Below are 16,483 nucleotides of genomic sequence, written 5' to 3' on the forward strand. Positions count from 1 at the left end.
GTTGAAATTGCGTTCGATTATTTTGATAGTGCAATATTATGGCAAGAAATAGCCTGCGTCTAAAACAAACTAAATGAAGAGGAAAAACCCTATTTAAAGCGGAATGAGCGAAAAATGGAAAAAAGAAATGAGTTTTAAAAAGGAAAAAAAAGCACTAAAAAGGAAATATGTTAAAATTCTATGACCTATAGTTTTTTCTTATAGTGATTTTGGGTTTTAAAAAGGAATCTTTATAAAGAAAAAATGTTTCATCACTGATTTTTATCAAAAAAATTACGCTTTCGCGAAAGCAAAAACAGAAATTTGACTTTTTTTACGTTGGATATGAATGTATTTATTCAGAATTGAGTTAACTATTTTTTAAAATAAAGGAATGCGCATGCGTTTTTATCGACAGAATACCACAAATTAATGTGTAATTTTGAAGCATATGGATCAAGAAGCGCTACTTTCTATTAGAAATCTTTCAATAGCTTTTCCTCAAGGGAAAAAGATGGAAGAAATTATACATCATATTTCCTTTGATCTTTATAAAAACGAAATTCTTGCTATCGTAGGAGAGTCTGGATCTGGAAAATCAATTACTACACTTGCTACTTTAGGGTTATTAGATAAGAAAGCAATTGTAAAAGGAGAGATTAATTTTAAAGAGCAAGATTTGCTCTCCTATTCTGAATCATTGTATAGAACGATTCGTGGGCGTTTAATATCTATGATTTTTCAAGAACCAATGAGTTCTTTAAACCCATCTCTTACGTGCGGTTATCAGGTGGTTGAAATACTAAAGCAACATACTTCGCTTACTAAGCATGAGGCAAAAGATAAAACAATAGCACTTTTTGAAAAAGTGAAATTACCTGATCCTAAAGAATTGTTTAATGCCTATCCACATCAAATAAGTGGGGGTCAAAAGCAGCGTGTCATGATAGCTATGGCTATTGCTTGTAGCCCAGAAATTCTTATTGCCGATGAACCTACTACGGCACTTGATGTTACGGTTCAAAAAGAAATTATACAGCTTCTAAAAGACATACAGAAGGATACAGGAATGAGTATTATTTTTATTTCACACGATTTATCTTTAGTAAAAGAGATCGCAGACCGTGTCCTTGTCATGTATAAAGGAGATATTGTAGAGGAAGCTTCTTCAGAAATGATTTTTAAAACACCTCAACATACCTATACAAAAGCATTATTGAGTGCCAGACCTTCTCTTGAGAACAGGTTAATTACACTACCTACTATTAAAGATTATCTCTCAGACACATTACATACAGAAATCGAAATTCCTGAAGAGCGTACTAAAAGGTTAAAAGAATTGTATGAGACAACACCTATTTTAGAAGTACACAATGTTGAGAAAACATATATTTCAAAAACCGGGTTATTTGGAAAAGCTAGAGTTGTGAATGCAGTCAACGATGTTTCTTTCTCTCTTTATGAAGGAGAAACCTTAGGATTAGTAGGAGAGTCAGGTTGTGGGAAATCAACATTAGGAAATGTTATTTTGCAATTGGATAAAGTGTCTGCTGGAAGTGTGCTCTATAAAGGGAATGATATAACACATGTAAAAGGGAAGGAACTTAGAGCATTGCGTAAAGACATACAAATTATATTTCAAGACCCATACGCGTCATTAAATCCTAGACTTACTATAGGGCAAGCAATCATTGAACCTATGGAGGTTCATAAGCTTTTCTCAAATAAGGAAACTCGTAAAGAGAAAGCATTAGAAATCATGGAGAGAGTAGGTCTGGAAAGTGCTCAATTTAATAGGTATCCTCATGAATTTAGTGGAGGGCAGAGACAGCGTATAGGAATTGCACGCACTATTGCCGTACAACCTAAATTGATCATCTGTGATGAATCTGTAAGTGCATTAGATATTTCTGTGCAAGCACAAGTATTAAACTTACTTAATGAACTTAAACAGGATTTTAAGTTTACGTATATTTTTATTTCCCATGATCTAGCGGTTGTAAAATACATGGCAGATCAACTCGTGGTAATGAATAAAGGGAGAATAGAAGAGATAGGTGAAGCAGATGAGATTTATAAAAATCCTCAAAAAGTGTATACTAAGAATCTTATAGACGCAATACCTAAAGGATCTTAAATCATAAATAGAAATACTTTCTTGGCTAGGTATAAGCAATTACCCATAAATGTAAACGCTTCTTTAATACTTTCAAAAAATGACTTGATAGGTTGTAGGGAGTACTTTTTTTGCATGGTAGTCAGTTTAGGGATAAAACAAAATCCGCAGGGCTCCCCCCGCGGATTTCTAACAAATCATAACATTAAACACTCGTATGAGTTTTAAAGCTATATGGTTTTGATAAAGTTTAGTTGGTCATTAGTCTGATCTTTCGTACACTTTATCGGTATCAATTATTGTATTTGGGGATTGCTAAAGTAGTATATTTTTTTACTTATGCAAACTTTATTCTTAAATTTTTCATTCAAATGTTAAAAATTTGTGTATTTCATCGATTTTATTGAGTTTTTAATCGTGAAAATGAAATAGCTGAAAGAAAATGCTTGTATAAAACAGTTGTTTTTGAGAATGAAACTATTTGAAAATTCGGGAAATTCTTCTTTTTTCTTTTGTTCCGTGTTTTCGTACGTCACATACATCTGCAACTTTATAATAAGACCGGCCATAATTGGAACGCTTATCTTCTTGAAGTCGTTTTGCAACTTGATTTGTCATTCTAATTACAAATTCTTCTTCTTTATTAGGAAAAGAAAGATCTCGCCCTATATGATCTAATTTTTTTCCTCTAGGAGAGTGATCTCTTTTACGCTTAAGATATTCTTCTGTTTCGTAGAGTTCATTATAGCAATGTATTAACTCATGAGCTAATACTGCCATGGGAGAATTATATCCTTTATTTTTTACAAACCACTTTTTTTTGTGGTTTTTTCTAAAGACGACGCCATGTGTATCATAAAAGCCTACCGTATTATTTGCGGGACTATAAAAGTTTTTACCTTCAGAATATACAATTTTAATATTGTTTTGGGTATCTGCGATAAGAACATCGATAATATCTACGGTTTCTAGGGCTCCATTATCTTCATAAGTAATGGTAAGCGCATTAGTCTTATGTAAATAATCTAATGCTTTTGTAGTATTTCGTAAAAATCGATCAGTGATTGTATTGTAATCATGATCTTCAATATAGATATATGGATGTGGGATGTCTTGAAGATCGTAGATAACCATACATTAGAGATTCATTTCAGGAACATTATCAGGAATTGTTAATCTTCCTTCGGTTGCGTTTTTGATATCTTCTACAGAAACACCAGGAGCTCTCTCTAAGAGTACAAAACCATCTTTGGTAACTTCTAGTACAGCTAGATTTGTTACAATCTTTTTAACGCATCCTACCCCAGTAAGTGGTAAGCTACACGTATTTAATAATTTTGATTTCCCAGCTTTGTTGGTATGCATCATAGCAACGATAATGTTTTCTGCACTTGCTACCAGATCCATGGCGCCTCCCATACCTTTTACCATTTTACCTGGGATTTTCCAATTTGCAATGTCTCCATTATCTGCCACTTCCATAGCGCCTAAAATGGTAAGATCTACGTGTTGGCCACGTATCATACCAAAACTAGTAGCGCTATCAAAAAAGCTTGCGCCGGGTAACGTAGTGATAGTTTGTTTTCCTGCATTTATAATATCGGCATCTTCTTCTCCTTCAAATGGGAAAGGCCCCATACCTAATACGCCATTTTCGCTTTGAAACTCTACTTCTATATCATGACGAACATAATTTGCCACCAATGTTGGAATACCTATACCTAAGTTTACGTAATATCCATTTTTTACTTCTTGAGCGATGCGTTGTGCGATTTGATTTTTATCTAATGCCATATTTGCAATGAGTTAATGGTATAATCAATGACTATTTTAGTGTTTTTGTCTTACGGTTCTTTGCTCAATACGTTTTTCATAATGTTCTCCTTGAAAAATACGTTGTACAAAAATACCAGGGATATGTATTTGGTTAGGATCTAAAGTTCCTACGGGAACAAGCTCTTCTACTTCTGCTACTGTAATTTTTGCAGCCCCACACATATTCGGATTAAAGTTGCGAGCGGTACCTTTAAAAATAAGATTTCCAGCAGCATCTCCTTTCCAAGCCTTTACAAATGCAAAGTCTGCGTCAAAAGCATATTCTAGCACATGCATTTTGCCATTAAATTCTCGAGTTTCTTTTCCTTCTGCTACTTCAGTACCATATCCAGCGGGAGTGTAAAATGCAGGAAAACCACCTTGAGCAGCTCTACAACGTTCGGCAAGTGTACCTTGTGGAATAAGCTCTACATCGAGTTCTCCACTAAGCATTTGTCTTTCAAATTCAGCATTTTCACCAACATACGAAGAAATCATCTTTTTGATTTGACGCTTTTGAAGCAATAATCCCAGTCCAAAATCATCTACTCCAGCATTATTAGAAATGCAGGTAAGCTCGTTTATATTAAGGTGCACCAATTCTGCGATAGCATTTTCCGGAATACCACTTAATCCAAAACCTCCAAGCATCATTGTCATTCCACTTTTCACACCTTGTAAGGCATTTTGGACACCGTCAACTTTCTTTGTGATCATTGTTATTTAATTTGAACTAAAAATACAAAAATTAGAGGGGAGTACGCTTTCGCGAAAGCATAAAAAAACCCTATCAAAAAAGATAGGGTTATAAATATATTTTAGGATGAAACTAATTAAATGTCTAATTCGTCAAAATCATCATTATCTGTATTTTGCGATTTATATTTTTCACAATCTACTTCAATAGATAGATTTTTGGGTTTTGTAAAACTACCATCAGAGATATTAAGATCTTTATTCTTATAAACATCTTTCATATACAATCCCCATATGGGTAATGCCATAGAGGCTCCCTGTCCATATCGAGTAGTTCTAAAATGTGTTGCTCTATCATCGCCTCCTACCCAGACACCAGTGACTAGGTTAGGAACAATACCCATAAACCAACCATCACTTTGATTTTGTGTGGTTCCTGTTTTTCCAGCAATAGGATTTGTAAAAGAATACGGATGTCCAGTGACGACATTTTTGTAGTCAGCTCGATTAGATTTTCCAGTACGTAATCTTCTACCTGATCCAGACTGGGTAACCCCTTCCATCAATTTTAAGGTTACATACGCAGCTTCTTCACTGATAACATCATGTGTTTTTGGAACGTGTTGATATAAAATAGTCCCGTTTTTATCTTGTATGGTACTTACAATTTGTGGTTCTATATATACGCCTTGATTTGCAAAAGCACTGTAGGCAGACACCATTTCATAAAGGCTTAAGTCTGCAGTTCCTAATGCAATGGAAGGCACAGCAGGAATATTACTTACATCTACACCTAATTTTTCTACAAGATCAATTACGGGTTGAGGTCCTACTTCATTCATTAATCTGGCCGAAATCGTATTAACAGATCCTGCAAGTGCATCTTTCATCGTCATCATCCCTCCATATTTTCCATCAGAGTTTTTAGGGCACCATTCTTTGGTATTTCCCATTTTTCCTTCAGCAATACAAAATAGTGTATTTGGAAGTGTATCACATGGGGAAATATGTAACTGATCTACCGCAGTAGCATATAAGAAAGGTTTAAAAGTAGATCCTACTTGACGTTTTCCTGTTTGTACATGATCATATTGAAAATGTGACATATTAATACCTCCTACCCATGCGCGAACTTCGCCAGTTTGTGGAACCATAGACATCATTCCTGTACGTAGGAACTTTTTGTAATAACGTATAGAATCACGAGGAGTCATTATTGTATCTATATTTCCTTGCCAAGAAAAAATAGACATATCTGTTTTTATGTCAAAAGACTTTCTAATATCACTTTCGCTTTTTCCAGAGGCTTTCATTTTACGCCAACGCTCAGAGCTTTTTATAGCATTATTAAATATAGTCTCTATTTCACTTTCTTCTATATCTCTAAAAGGAGCTGTTTTGTTTTTTATATTTTGCTTATCAAACTCAGCCTGTAGTCTAGGCATGTGTTTTTGTACAGCTTCTTCTGCTATTTGCTGCATTCTAGAGTCTATGGTTGTGGTGATAGTTAACCCATCTCTATAGATATTATAGTATTCTAGATTTCCATCAGAATCTTCTCCTTTAGGGTTTTTTTCAATCCAATCTGCTAAGAATTTTTTAAGATTTTCTCTAAAATAGGTTGCCATTCCATCTCTATGTCCTTCAGGTGTATATCTTACCACCATTGGTAATCCTTGTAAGGAGTCTTTTTCAGCAGTAGTGAGGAAACCATTTTTTTCCATCTGCTTAAATACTTGATTACGGCGCCTTTTAGATTTTTCTCTAGAGATTTTTCTATGTGGGTTATATTGTCTAGGATTTTTAAGCATCGCTACAAAAACAGCCGATTCTTCAATAGATAAATCGCTTACATTTTTATTAAAATAAATACGAGAAGCAGAGCTTATTCCAATAGCATTAAATAAGAACCCTTGTTTATTGAGATACATGGTAATGATCTCTTCCTTGGTGTATTGACGCTCTAAACGCGTAGCGATGACATATTCTTTTACCTTTTGAATTAGTCGTTCTACTGTAGATCTTGGTGGGTTTGAGAATAAAAGCTTGGATAATTGTTGTGTCACCGTACTTGCCCCTCCATTTTGTCCTAAATAAGCAATGGCTCTTGCCGTTCCTCTAAAATCAATGCCAGAATGATCAAAATATCGTTCATCTTCTGTAGCGACTAAGGCATCCACAAGATGTTGAGGAAGGTCTTCATACTTAATAGGTGTACGATTTTCATTATAATACGTCCCTAATTGTTTACCATCTGCAGAAAGAATCTTGGTAGCAAGATTGCTTTCAGGATTTTCTAATTCTTCAAAGGTGGGAAGTTTGCCAAATACATTCCAACTTGCTAGTAAAAATAACAATACGACTGCTAAAAGTCCTCCCGCAAATAATCCCCAAAACCATTTAATAAACTTCTTAAAGCCAGTTTGTGTATTGGTCGCTTGCTTTTTTTTAATCTGCTTCTTTGCCATTATTATTAATTTTGAGGGCGTTCTATACGCAATCCTACTTCTGTAATTCCTTCTAAATGTTCGTCTCCTGTGATGCTTCCGTTTTTACGAACCGCATGCTTTATGGAAAAGGTATAGGCTCCGCTTTCGCGAAAGCGTACCCCTTCTTTATACCATAATTTATTTTCTTTTACGTCATTAAATCCAGTGCCTAACCATTTTCCTTCTGGAGTCGCCATAGGATACTCAAGGGTATCTGTGAGTTGTTTGCCATTAGGAAAATCCATTCTTGTGATCAGGAATAAATTACTGTACTTATACTCGTTGGTGTTTCGTAATGTAATAAATACATTATGTGGTGTTATACTATCTACGTCAGAAATCTCAAATTGGATCGATTCATTTATATTCCATCCATTAGTTACCGTTTGGTAATTGTCATATACCCGATTTGTATCACATGAGATCATAGTGATGACAAGAAGAATAACTATGCCTACTTTATGCATTGTTGTCTGGTTTCTTTTTAGATCTGTTACGTCTGTTATTAGAACGTTTGGCGTTTGGGTTTTGTTTTTGTGCTGGTTTGTTAGGGTCTTTCTTCTTTTGATTAGGCTTCTGACCTGCTTTTTTCTGATCTGGTTTTTTGTTGGTTGCGTTAGCTGTTGCGCGTTTTTTATTTCGGTTTCGATTGTTGCGACGTTTGTTAGTTGATTTTGGTTTGTCGAAACGCGTAAGACTATCTTGTCCTACAACGTTTCCAAAGTCTATTTTAGTGTCTTCAATGTGTTCTGAAGAGAATTCTTCAAGACTCGCAACAGGTTCTTTTGCTTTGTTTGACGTGATGATTTCATTGGCTTGAGCTGCGGTAAGCTTATGCCAATTCATCCATTCTCCTTCATATGCATACCACAAAAATCCTTGAAAAATATCTATTTTTTGACATACTGCGGTTCCTTTTTCTGTGTGTAATTTGACTTCTGTTTTTGGAAACTCTTTTAAAGCATCCATATAGGCGTCTAATTCATAGTTAAGGCAACATTTAAGTTTCCCACATTGACCTGCTAGTTTTTGTGGATTAAGGGATAGTTGTTGGTATCGAGCTGCTCCTGTGGTAACAGATCTAAAGTCTGTAAGCCAGGTAGAACAACATAACTCACGCCCACAAGACCCTATACCTCCTAATCTAGAAGCTTCTTGACGAAGACCAATTTGTCGCATCTCAATACGTGTTCTGAATTCCTGCGCAAACTCCTTAATAAGTTGTCTGAAATCTACACGATCTTCGGCAGTATAATAAAATGTAGCTTTTGAACCATCTCCTTGAAACTCGATATCAGAAATTTTCATTTGTAAATCTAGTCGGATAGCTATTTGTCGTGCTTTTACCTTCATAGGTTCTTCACGATCTCTAGCTTTTGTCCAAATATCAATATCTTTTTGAGTGGCTTTACGGTATATTTTTAAGGTGTCTTCTGTGTCTTGTTTTACTTTTTTGCGCTTCATTTGTACACGGACAAGTTCACCTGTAAGTGTAACCATTCCTATGTCATGTCCCGAAGCTGCCTGAGTAGCAACAATATCACCAATGCTTAATGTTGCATTTTCAGTGTTTTTATAATAGTTTTTACGTCCGTTTTTAAAACGTACCTCTATATAATTAAATGCTTCTTGACCTTCTGGAATTGTCATGTTGGAAAGCCAATCAAAAACAGTAAGTTTATTACATCCGTCCGTACCGCAGGTGCCATTATTTTTACAACCTTTTGGTTGTCCATCAGCTCCTGTTCCGCAATTTCCACACGCCATATAGTATATATCTTAAGGTAAAACACTTAAAAATCAATATATTTATGTGTTTTACTCGTTATTATTATTTAGATTTGATAACTAGCTAAAGTTTAAAGATACCAATTTATTAAAGTTCTTTACTACTTGATTAGCATTTAGAAAAAAGTTATCGAACAAATTTAAGACTTAAAGTTCACCTTATGAAACTAATTCTACGTGTATCCTTTTTATTATGCATGTTTCTCGCATTTGGTATAAGTACTGCACAAACTGCTGGTGGAGAAAGAGTTTTTAATCCAGAAGGAATTAATTGTGTCTCTGAAGAAGAATATCAGGTATATCATAATGCAGTTGCTACAAATCAAGAATATCTTTCTCGAGAAGGATTACGCTTATATCAAGATAATGCAAGTCGTTCTGAACAACAAGTTTCATTTATATGGCCTGTAAAGCAAGCAGATGGTTTTGATTACAATAGTACTTGGGCAATTTCTGTATACTTTGATCATGACCAAACTACAGGCGGATTACAAGATTGGAATTGCGGTACACGTACCTATGATACTTCTAGCGGATACAATCATCAAGGAGTAGATATTTTCTTATGGCCATTTACTTGGAAACAAGTTGATGAAGAACAAACAAAGATCATTGCTGCATCTTCGGGTCAGATCATATACAAAAATGATGGAAGTTCTGATCAAAATTGTTCTTTTAATAATGATCAATGGAATGCTGTTTTTGTAGAGCATTCAGATGGTAGTATTGCATGGTATGGACATATGAAAAATGGAAGCCTTACTTCAAAAAATGTTGGTGATACTGTAACACAAGGAGAGTATTTAGGAATTGTTGCCAGTTCAGGAAACTCTACAGGACCTCATTTGCATTTTGAAGTGTATGATGAAAATAATAACTTGATAGATCCTTATGCAGGACCGTGTAATGATTTAAATGATACAAGCTGGTGGGCAGAACAAAAAGAATACCTTAACTCTGGCGTAAATGCAGCACTCACTCATACAGATCTTCCTAATTTCGGAACGTGTCCAGAAATAGAAGAAACTTTTGAGAGTAATCAATTTGACCCAGGAGATACGGTATGGTTTATAGGATACTTTAAAGATCAAGTAACAGGAACATCGGCTCTTAATGAAATTTATGATCCTAATGGCGATCTGTTTTCAAGTTGGAATACAAACTTTAATGATGATTTTGTGGCATCGTGGTGGGCACAACAAAGAACCATTAATAACCAAACAGGAGAATGGACGTATATTATAACCTACAATGGAGAAAGTGATACCCACACGTTTAATGTAGGACAACTTTCTGTAGAAGATGAAGTGTTTGATGAGGTTAGAGCATTTCCAAATCCTACAAGTGATATTGTTACGATAGGAGCACCAGTTCCTTTTAAACAAATCACAGTAAGAGATGCTGTAGGAAGAACAGTTCTTGAATACCGTGATTTGAATAGAATTAGCGTAGAAATGGATTTTTCATACTTAAGAACAGGAATTTACTTTGTAACAGCAGAAGCTTTAGATTCTGATGCACAAACCTTGTTGCGAGTTCTTAAAAAGTAATGTAAACTAGACTTTGTTCTGAAATTTTAGTTTCTCTGAACGTCCTTTTTTGAATATTTTATTACTATTTCCTTTACCACTTCGAAGCCTTTTTTGTTCTTCATATGGAAGATGTGTAATCTCTACACACTCTTGAGAACAACAACTCTCCATTTGTGCGTTACAAGACTCGCATTGTATAAATAAAAGGTGACATGCTTCATTAGCACAGTTTACATGTGTGTCGCAAGGATTTCCACACTGATGACAATTTGAAATAATATCTTCAGAAATACGTTCTCCTCTTCTGTGGTCAAAGACAAAGTTCTTCCCTTTAAATTTATTTTCAAGGTTTTGTTGTTCTATTTGACGTGCATATTCTATAATGCCTCCTTCAAGTTGGTATACATTCTTAAACCCTTTGTGTTTAAAGTAGGCACTGGCTTTTTCACACCGAATACCCCCTGTACAATACATGACAAGTTTTTTGTCTTCTTTGTGGTCTTTTAAATCATCTTCTATAATGTCTAATGAATCTCTAAACGTATCTACATCTGGAGTCACCGCATTTTTAAAATGACCTATTTCACTCTCGTAATGATTACGCATATCTACTAGAACGGTATCTTCATCTTCTATAAGAGAGTTAAATGTTTGTGCATCTACATGCACTCCTTTATTTGTGACATCAAAAGAATCATCATTTAGGCCATCGGCTACAATTTTGTGACGCACTTTTACTTTAAGCTTAAGGAAAGACTTATTATCCTGTTCTATAGCAATATTAAGACGTACATTATTTAGAAAATAAATGCCATCTAAGAAAGATTTGAATGTGTTAAAATTTGTTGCGGGAACAGAAAGTTGGGCATTAATACCTTCTTTGGCTACATAAATACGACCTAAAACGTCCATTTCGTCCCACGCGATAAACAAATGATTTCTAAAAAGTTCAGGATTCCCGATGTGTGCATATTGGTAAAAAGAGAGTGTGAAACGCTCGTCTCCAGCCTCATCAATAAGGGCGGCTCTCTCTTTTGCACTTAATTTGTTGTACAGTTGCATGCTATACTTTTTTAAGTTTAAAAGAATTATTTTTTTGCAAAGATAGATGAAATTAAAAAACGGAAGAATTACGATCACAAAAAAATGCCCGGAGGGCGATCCTGCGGGCATTTTTTTGAACGGCTAATTCATTTTGTTAGACTTATTTCTTTTGTGTTACAAGCACAGAAATACGATCTAAACTAGCCGCCTTCCAACTTTCGGCAATGCGCTAGCATCAAATAACGCTTCGCCTTAAGCTGGATTTTATTGTATTTAATTCGTTGTAAACTCATTTTTAATATTACTTCTCATGAAGTAGACTTCTAAAAAAGAAAAGGGTTGCGTATTTTTTTTGTTAAAAAGTATTTTGCTTTCGCGAAAGCGCACCTTGTCCCCTTCAAATAGAAACCCTACTTTTACTATCCAATTTTTAGAATTCAAAACAGATGACGAAAATGAGTAGTGAAAAAGAAGCAAAATTAAAAGCATTACAACTTACCCTAGATAAGCTTGATAAAACCTATGGTAAAGGAGCTGTAATGAAGATGGGAGATCAAGCAATTGTAGATGTAGATTCTATTCCTACAGGTTCTTTAGGACTTGATGTTGCATTAGGTGTAGGAGGATATCCTCGAGGGCGTATTATTGAAATATATGGGCCTGAATCTTCTGGAAAAACAACATTAACACTACACGCTATTGCCGAAGCTCAAAAAGCAGGAGGAATTGCTGCGTTTATTGATGCAGAGCATGCATTTGATCGTTTTTATGCAGAAAAACTGAATGTAGATATAGAAAATCTTATTATATCACAACCAGATAATGGAGAACAAGCGCTAGAAATTGCAGATAATCTAATACGTTCTGGGGCTATCGATATTATTGTAATAGATTCTGTAGCTGCTTTGACTCCAAAAAGTGAGATAGAAGGAGAGATGGGAGATTCTAAAATGGGATTACATGCTCGATTAATGTCTCAAGCATTGCGTAAACTGACGGGATCTATAAGTAAAACAAATTGTACCGTTATATTTATTAATCAATTACGTGAGAAGATAGGCGTTATGTTTGGTAATCCAGAGACGACTACCGGAGGAAATGCTTTAAAGTTTTATGCTTCTGTACGTTTAGATATAAGAAGATCTACTCAAATTAAAGACAGTAACGCAAATGTAAAGGGGAATAAAACCCGTGTTAAGGTTGTTAAAAATAAAGTAGCACCTCCTTTTAGAATGGCGGAGTTTGATATTATGTATGGTGAAGGAGTTTCTAAAGTGGGTGAAATTATAGATATAGGTGTTAATTATGAAATTGTCAAGAAGAGTGGTTCGTGGTTTAGCTATCAAGACACGAAACTAGGTCAAGGTAGAGACGCTGTAAAAGCATTACTGCTAGATAATCCTGATCTGATGGAAGAATTAGAAACCAAAATTCACGAAGCCATTAAAATTTCAGCCGAATAAATAAAAAAAACCTCCTAACTACTAGGAGGTTTTTTTATAGGTAGACGCAACCTTTTGTCCTATTTAGTATCTATAGTATATAATGTCCCCCGTTGTATATGAAAAAAGTAAGTATATTATCACTCATTCTTGTATTCCTTATAGGATGTAGTACCGATGATACACCTTTCTTCTTTTTTGAAGTAACACCAGTAAATACGGTAAGTAATGTGCCAGATGTTTTTGTAGTAGGACAAACAGATACGATACAAGTAACGTATAGAAGACCTTCTACGTGTCATGCATTTAATGGATTTGATATTACAAACGATGAAGATGTAAGAGAAGTTGCGATAATAACAAAAGTAGTTCAAGGAAGAGCTACCTGTTCTGACTTAGATAATGATTTAAGAACAGCGCCTCTGGTTATTACACCAGAAGAAGCGGGGCAATTAAATTTGAGTTTTTTTACAGGAAATAATGAAATAGGTGATCCTACATTTTTAACATTTAATGTGCCTATTATAGAATAAATTTAAGAAAACTAACCAATAGAGATATTTTGAGTTTAGAACAACTCATTGATAATTGTAAAAAGAAACATGCAAAAGCCCAAGAAGAGTTATACAAGCGATATGCTAGTTCACTTTTTTCGGTTTGCTTGAAATATGCTTCTAATTATGCAGATGCTGAAGACATACTGCAAGATGCCTTTATCATTATTTTTGATAAAGTGTCTCAATATAAAAACCAAGGCTCTTTTGAAGGTTGGTTAAAAAGAATAGCAATCAATACAGCACTTCAGCGATATCGTAAAGCAGGAGTTCTTAATTTGATAAATGAAGAAAATATAAGTGAAGTAGATGTAGAAGTAGAAGAAGAAAGTGTGCCTCTAGACTATTTACTTAGAATTATCCAAGAATTACCTGATAGATACAGAATGGTATTTAACTTGTATGTATTAGATGGATATTCACATAAAGAAATTTCTGATTTATTAGAAATTTCAGAGGGTACGTCTAAATCTAATTTAGCTCGTGCCCGCAAAATATTAAAGAATAAAATTGAGGTAAGTCAAGACTATACCTTAAATCAATCTCAAAACCAATGAAAGAGAAAAAGAACATAGATCGGCTTTTTCAGGAGAAATTTAAAGATTTTGAAGTACATCCTAGTGATCAGGTATGGAAGAATATTGTTGAGGCAAAAAAGAAGAAAGAAGACCGAAAAATTGTTCCTATATGGTGGCGATTTGCAGGAGTAGCAGCACTAGTATTGATTCTTGTTACAACAGGTATTGCATTATGGAATAACTCTTCAGATCTTAATAATACAACTCCAGAACTTGTTCAATCTGATCCAAATGGAAATGAAGATTCAAATCCAAATGAGTCAATAAATACGAATATCGCACCCGGTGAAGATGTGAATTCTGATTCTAAAGAAATTGAATCTGGACTAGCTATAGAAAACACTACTTCTAATAAGGCTACCTCAGGAGAAGAGAAGGATAAACTAATGAAAGAAGAAAATTCTCTTTTTGGTGTACAGGATACGCAAGGAGCTATAGCAAATCAGGATATACCTACTAATAGTCAGAAAACTAATACTAAAGAAAATAAAAACCAACCGTATATTGATAATACAACTACTATAAACACAGATCAGTCAACGACTGGTGATGTAACTACAATTAAAGAAAAACAAGAAAACACTCCACAAAAAAGATCAGACTTTATAGATCCTAATATCACGATAGATAAAAGTGTAGATGATACAGCAATAGCTGTAACGGAAGACACAGCTAATACATCTCAAAACGAAGAGACAGAAAACAAAAGTGTAGACGAAGAAGAAAATAAGAAATCTCTTGTTGATGAAGCTGCACGTATAGCAGAAGCTACTACAGAAGATGATGTTCAAGAAAAAGATGCTATAGCTCGTAGGTGGGATGTAGGAGCTGTCGCAGCACCTGTTTATTATGGAGATTTTGGAGGTTCAGGAATTGATCCTCAGTTTAAAGATAATACCAAGACAAGTGATGTTAACTTGAGTTATGGAGTACAAGTAAGCTATGCTGTTACTCCAAAATTTAAAGTACGAACAGGAGTTAGTAATGTAGATCTGAATTACAATACACAAGATATTTCGTTTGCCCCTAGTAATAGCGCACGTACATTAAGAGGCATAGATTTTTCTCAAAATGCCAGTTTCTTAGATATAACTGATCGAGTAAACCCTTCGTCTGCAGTAGCGGGTCAAAATGAAGATTCATTTGGACAAGGCGGTAATACTTTTTCTAATGGAGAGATTCAACAAAATGTTGGCTATATAGAGATTCCTTTAGAAGCGATCTATGTGCTTTCAGACAAGAGACTAGGTGTTGAGCTTATAGGAGGAGTAAGTACGTTACTATTAAACAACAATGAAGTCTTTTTAGCGTCTAATGGTTTAAGAACAAGTCTAGGAACCTCTAATGCGCTTAATGATGTAAGTTTTACAACAAATGTAGGTTTAGGACTTAATTATAAAGTAACAGAAAAAGTAAAAATAAATATAGAACCATCACTTAAATATCAGCTTAATGCCTACAGTAATAGCGTAGGAGAATTTAAGCCTTATTATGTTGGACTATATACAGGAGTGAATTATCGCTTCTAAAAAAGAATACTTACCGTTAGGTTAAGTTTTTTAGTTGGTTAGGTTAGTTGTTGCAAAATCTTGCAATAATTACAACAAGGCGCCGCTGGTTACGGCGCCTTTTTTTGTTATCTAATTTGTATTATTTAAATCTTCAAGTAACGCATCTAATATTACAGTACGCGTTTGTTCTCTCAATTCTTTTTTCTGGTTCTGAGACATGCCTTTTGTAGGAATAAAAGAAAAAACTTTTGCTCTCATTTTACCAGGACCTCCTTCATAAAATTGATATGGAAATAGCTTTTTATTATCATAAAATACCATAGGAACAATTGCAATTTGATGATCTATAGCAAGTCTAAAGGCCCCATCTTTAAAACTATCTAAAACAATAGACGTATCATGAGGAACACCTCCTTCTGGAAAAATACAAATGCTTAAGCCTTGTTGTAGTCTTTTTTGTGCTTGGTCAAAAACGGCTTTACGACTTCTTGCATTTCCGCGATCTACGAGAATACACGTCCTTTTATAAAAGAATCCAAATAACGGAATTTTAGCAAGCTCAGCTTTCCCTACAAAAACAAAAGGGTTTTTTGAAAGATGTAGCATTAGCATAATATCAAGCATCGATGCGTGATTGGAGACTAACATATAACTTTCTCCTTTTTTTAAAGTTTGCTCTCTCGTAACTTTAGGATAAAATCCCATCCCTAGCATGATCCCTCTAGCCCATATCTGAGCCAATCTAAAAAATAGAGGGTACCAAGATTCTTTTAAGATACTTATGATAAGTATCGGGAATAATATAAGTATAATGATAAGCATAAGAAGGTAAAACCAGATCCTCCAAATTGCTATTCCGATTTTTCTAAAAAAATTCATTGCTTCAAAAATAGGCAAAAGGTAGTAGCCTATGCCTAGAAAAAAGTAACTTTGCTGTAA

Annotated in this window: 14 protein-coding genes; 6 read left to right on the plus strand and 8 right to left on the minus strand. The window is 34.6% G+C overall.

The window, feature by feature from the left end:
• Positions 1 to 430 precede the first annotated feature (430 nt).
• Positions 431 to 2,116 carry an ABC transporter ATP-binding protein gene (locus Q1A60_RS04480; protein ID WP_299761987.1) on the plus strand — a complete coding sequence of 562 codons (1,686 nt, stop codon included), beginning with the start codon at positions 431 to 433 and terminating at the stop codon, positions 2,114 to 2,116.
• Positions 2,117 to 2,572: 456 nt separating this feature from the next.
• On the opposite strand, the gene Q1A60_RS04485 is transcribed toward Q1A60_RS04480, so the two are convergent.
• The 6 genes from Q1A60_RS04485 to ricT all read right to left on the minus strand — a co-directional run bounded on the left by Q1A60_RS04485 (position 2,573) and on the right by ricT (position 8,862).
• Positions 2,573 to 3,229 carry a hypothetical protein gene (locus tag Q1A60_RS04485; RefSeq protein ID WP_299761990.1) on the minus strand — a complete coding sequence of 219 codons (657 nt, stop codon included), beginning with the start codon at positions 3,227 to 3,229 and terminating at the stop codon, positions 2,573 to 2,575.
• A gap of 3 nt (positions 3,230 to 3,232) precedes the next feature.
• A complete protein-coding gene (locus Q1A60_RS04490) occupies positions 3,233 to 3,889 on the minus strand; it encodes a CoA transferase subunit B (RefSeq protein ID WP_299761993.1) in 657 nt (218 codons plus the stop codon).
• 36 nt (positions 3,890 to 3,925) lie between these two features.
• Positions 3,926 to 4,627, minus strand: a complete 702-nt coding sequence (locus Q1A60_RS04495) for a CoA transferase subunit A (RefSeq protein WP_299761996.1) — start codon at positions 4,625 to 4,627, stop codon at positions 3,926 to 3,928.
• A 116-nt stretch (positions 4,628 to 4,743) separates the two neighbouring features.
• A complete protein-coding gene (locus Q1A60_RS04500; RefSeq protein WP_299761999.1) occupies positions 4,744 to 7,074 on the minus strand; it encodes a transglycosylase domain-containing protein in 2,331 nt (776 codons plus the stop codon).
• 5 nt (positions 7,075 to 7,079) lie between these two features.
• Positions 7,080 to 7,562 (minus strand): gliding motility lipoprotein GldH, encoded by a 483-nt coding sequence (locus tag Q1A60_RS04505; protein WP_299762002.1) that lies wholly within the window; start codon positions 7,560 to 7,562, stop codon positions 7,080 to 7,082.
• Positions 7,555 to 8,862 (minus strand): regulatory iron-sulfur-containing complex subunit RicT, encoded by a 1,308-nt coding sequence (gene ricT / locus Q1A60_RS04510; protein WP_299680063.1) that lies wholly within the window; start codon positions 8,860 to 8,862, stop codon positions 7,555 to 7,557. The genes Q1A60_RS04505 and ricT overlap by 8 nt, the downstream gene beginning before the upstream one ends.
• 182 nt (positions 8,863 to 9,044) lie before the next feature.
• On the opposite strand from ricT, the gene Q1A60_RS04515 reads away from it, so the two are divergent.
• Positions 9,045 to 10,433, plus strand: coding sequence for a peptidoglycan DD-metalloendopeptidase family protein (locus Q1A60_RS04515; protein WP_299762005.1), 1,389 nt, complete (start codon positions 9,045 to 9,047; stop codon positions 10,431 to 10,433).
• A 6-nt stretch (positions 10,434 to 10,439) separates the two neighbouring features.
• On the opposite strand, the gene Q1A60_RS04520 is transcribed toward Q1A60_RS04515, so the two are convergent.
• Positions 10,440 to 11,477 carry a rhodanese-related sulfurtransferase gene (locus tag Q1A60_RS04520; protein ID WP_299762008.1) on the minus strand — a complete coding sequence of 346 codons (1,038 nt, stop codon included), beginning with the start codon at positions 11,475 to 11,477 and terminating at the stop codon, positions 10,440 to 10,442.
• 437 nt (positions 11,478 to 11,914) lie between these two features.
• On the opposite strand from Q1A60_RS04520, the gene recA reads away from it, so the two are divergent.
• From recA to Q1A60_RS04540, 4 genes are all read left to right on the plus strand, one after another.
• Positions 11,915 to 12,922 carry a recombinase RecA gene (gene recA / locus Q1A60_RS04525; RefSeq protein ID WP_299762011.1) on the plus strand — a complete coding sequence of 336 codons (1,008 nt, stop codon included), beginning with the start codon at positions 11,915 to 11,917 and terminating at the stop codon, positions 12,920 to 12,922.
• 98 nt (positions 12,923 to 13,020) lie between these two features.
• Positions 13,021 to 13,434 carry a hypothetical protein gene (locus Q1A60_RS04530; protein ID WP_299762014.1) on the plus strand — a complete coding sequence of 138 codons (414 nt, stop codon included), beginning with the start codon at positions 13,021 to 13,023 and terminating at the stop codon, positions 13,432 to 13,434.
• A 29-nt stretch (positions 13,435 to 13,463) separates the two neighbouring features.
• The gene (locus Q1A60_RS04535; protein ID WP_299762016.1) at positions 13,464 to 14,012 is read left to right on the plus strand and encodes an RNA polymerase sigma factor; all 549 of its coding nucleotides are present in this window, start codon (positions 13,464 to 13,466) and stop codon (positions 14,010 to 14,012) included.
• Positions 14,009 to 15,562 carry a hypothetical protein gene (locus tag Q1A60_RS04540; protein WP_299762019.1) on the plus strand — a complete coding sequence of 518 codons (1,554 nt, stop codon included), beginning with the start codon at positions 14,009 to 14,011 and terminating at the stop codon, positions 15,560 to 15,562. The genes Q1A60_RS04535 and Q1A60_RS04540 overlap by 4 nt, the downstream gene beginning before the upstream one ends.
• Before the next feature lie 111 nt (positions 15,563 to 15,673).
• Here Q1A60_RS04540 and Q1A60_RS04545 read toward each other — a convergent pair whose 3' ends face one another.
• A complete protein-coding gene (locus Q1A60_RS04545; RefSeq protein WP_363322569.1) occupies positions 15,674 to 16,366 on the minus strand; it encodes a lysophospholipid acyltransferase family protein in 693 nt (230 codons plus the stop codon).
• Between the last annotated feature and the right edge of the window lie 117 nt (positions 16,367 to 16,483).

Origin of the sequence: uncultured Dokdonia sp. (genome assembly GCF_947492535.1) — a bacterium.
In the GTDB taxonomy this organism is placed as follows: Bacteria; Bacteroidota; Bacteroidia; order Flavobacteriales; family Flavobacteriaceae; genus Dokdonia.

Bases quoted from the DNA above. Each gene is read 5' to 3' on its own strand.
- Q1A60_RS04495 (WP_299761996.1), bottom strand. From the start codon at position 4,627: ATGATCACAAAGAAAGTTGACGGTGTCCAAAATGCCTTACAAGGTGTG.
- Q1A60_RS04540 (WP_299762019.1), top strand. From the start codon at position 14,009: ATGAAAGAGAAAAAGAACATAGATCGGCTTTTTCAGGAGAAATTTAAA.
- Q1A60_RS04500 (WP_299761999.1), bottom strand. From the start codon at position 7,074: ATGGCAAAGAAGCAGATTAAAAAAAAGCAAGCGACCAATACACAAACT.
- Q1A60_RS04520 (WP_299762008.1), bottom strand. From the start codon at position 11,477: ATGCAACTGTACAACAAATTAAGTGCAAAAGAGAGAGCCGCCCTTATT.
- Q1A60_RS04490 (WP_299761993.1), bottom strand. From the start codon at position 3,889: ATGGCATTAGATAAAAATCAAATCGCACAACGCATCGCTCAAGAAGTA.
- Q1A60_RS04485 (WP_299761990.1), bottom strand. From the start codon at position 3,229: ATGGTTATCTACGATCTTCAAGACATCCCACATCCATATATCTATATT.
- Q1A60_RS04480 (WP_299761987.1), top strand. From the start codon at position 431: ATGGATCAAGAAGCGCTACTTTCTATTAGAAATCTTTCAATAGCTTTT.
- Q1A60_RS04545 (WP_363322569.1), bottom strand. From the start codon at position 16,366: ATGCTTATCATTATACTTATATTATTCCCGATACTTATCATAAGTATC.
- ricT (WP_299680063.1), bottom strand. From the start codon at position 8,862: ATGGCGTGTGGAAATTGCGGAACAGGAGCTGATGGACAACCAAAAGGT.
- Q1A60_RS04530 (WP_299762014.1), top strand. From the start codon at position 13,021: ATGAAAAAAGTAAGTATATTATCACTCATTCTTGTATTCCTTATAGGA.
- recA (WP_299762011.1), top strand. From the start codon at position 11,915: ATGAGTAGTGAAAAAGAAGCAAAATTAAAAGCATTACAACTTACCCTA.
- Q1A60_RS04515 (WP_299762005.1), top strand. From the start codon at position 9,045: ATGAAACTAATTCTACGTGTATCCTTTTTATTATGCATGTTTCTCGCA.
- Q1A60_RS04505 (WP_299762002.1), bottom strand. From the start codon at position 7,562: ATGCATAAAGTAGGCATAGTTATTCTTCTTGTCATCACTATGATCTCA.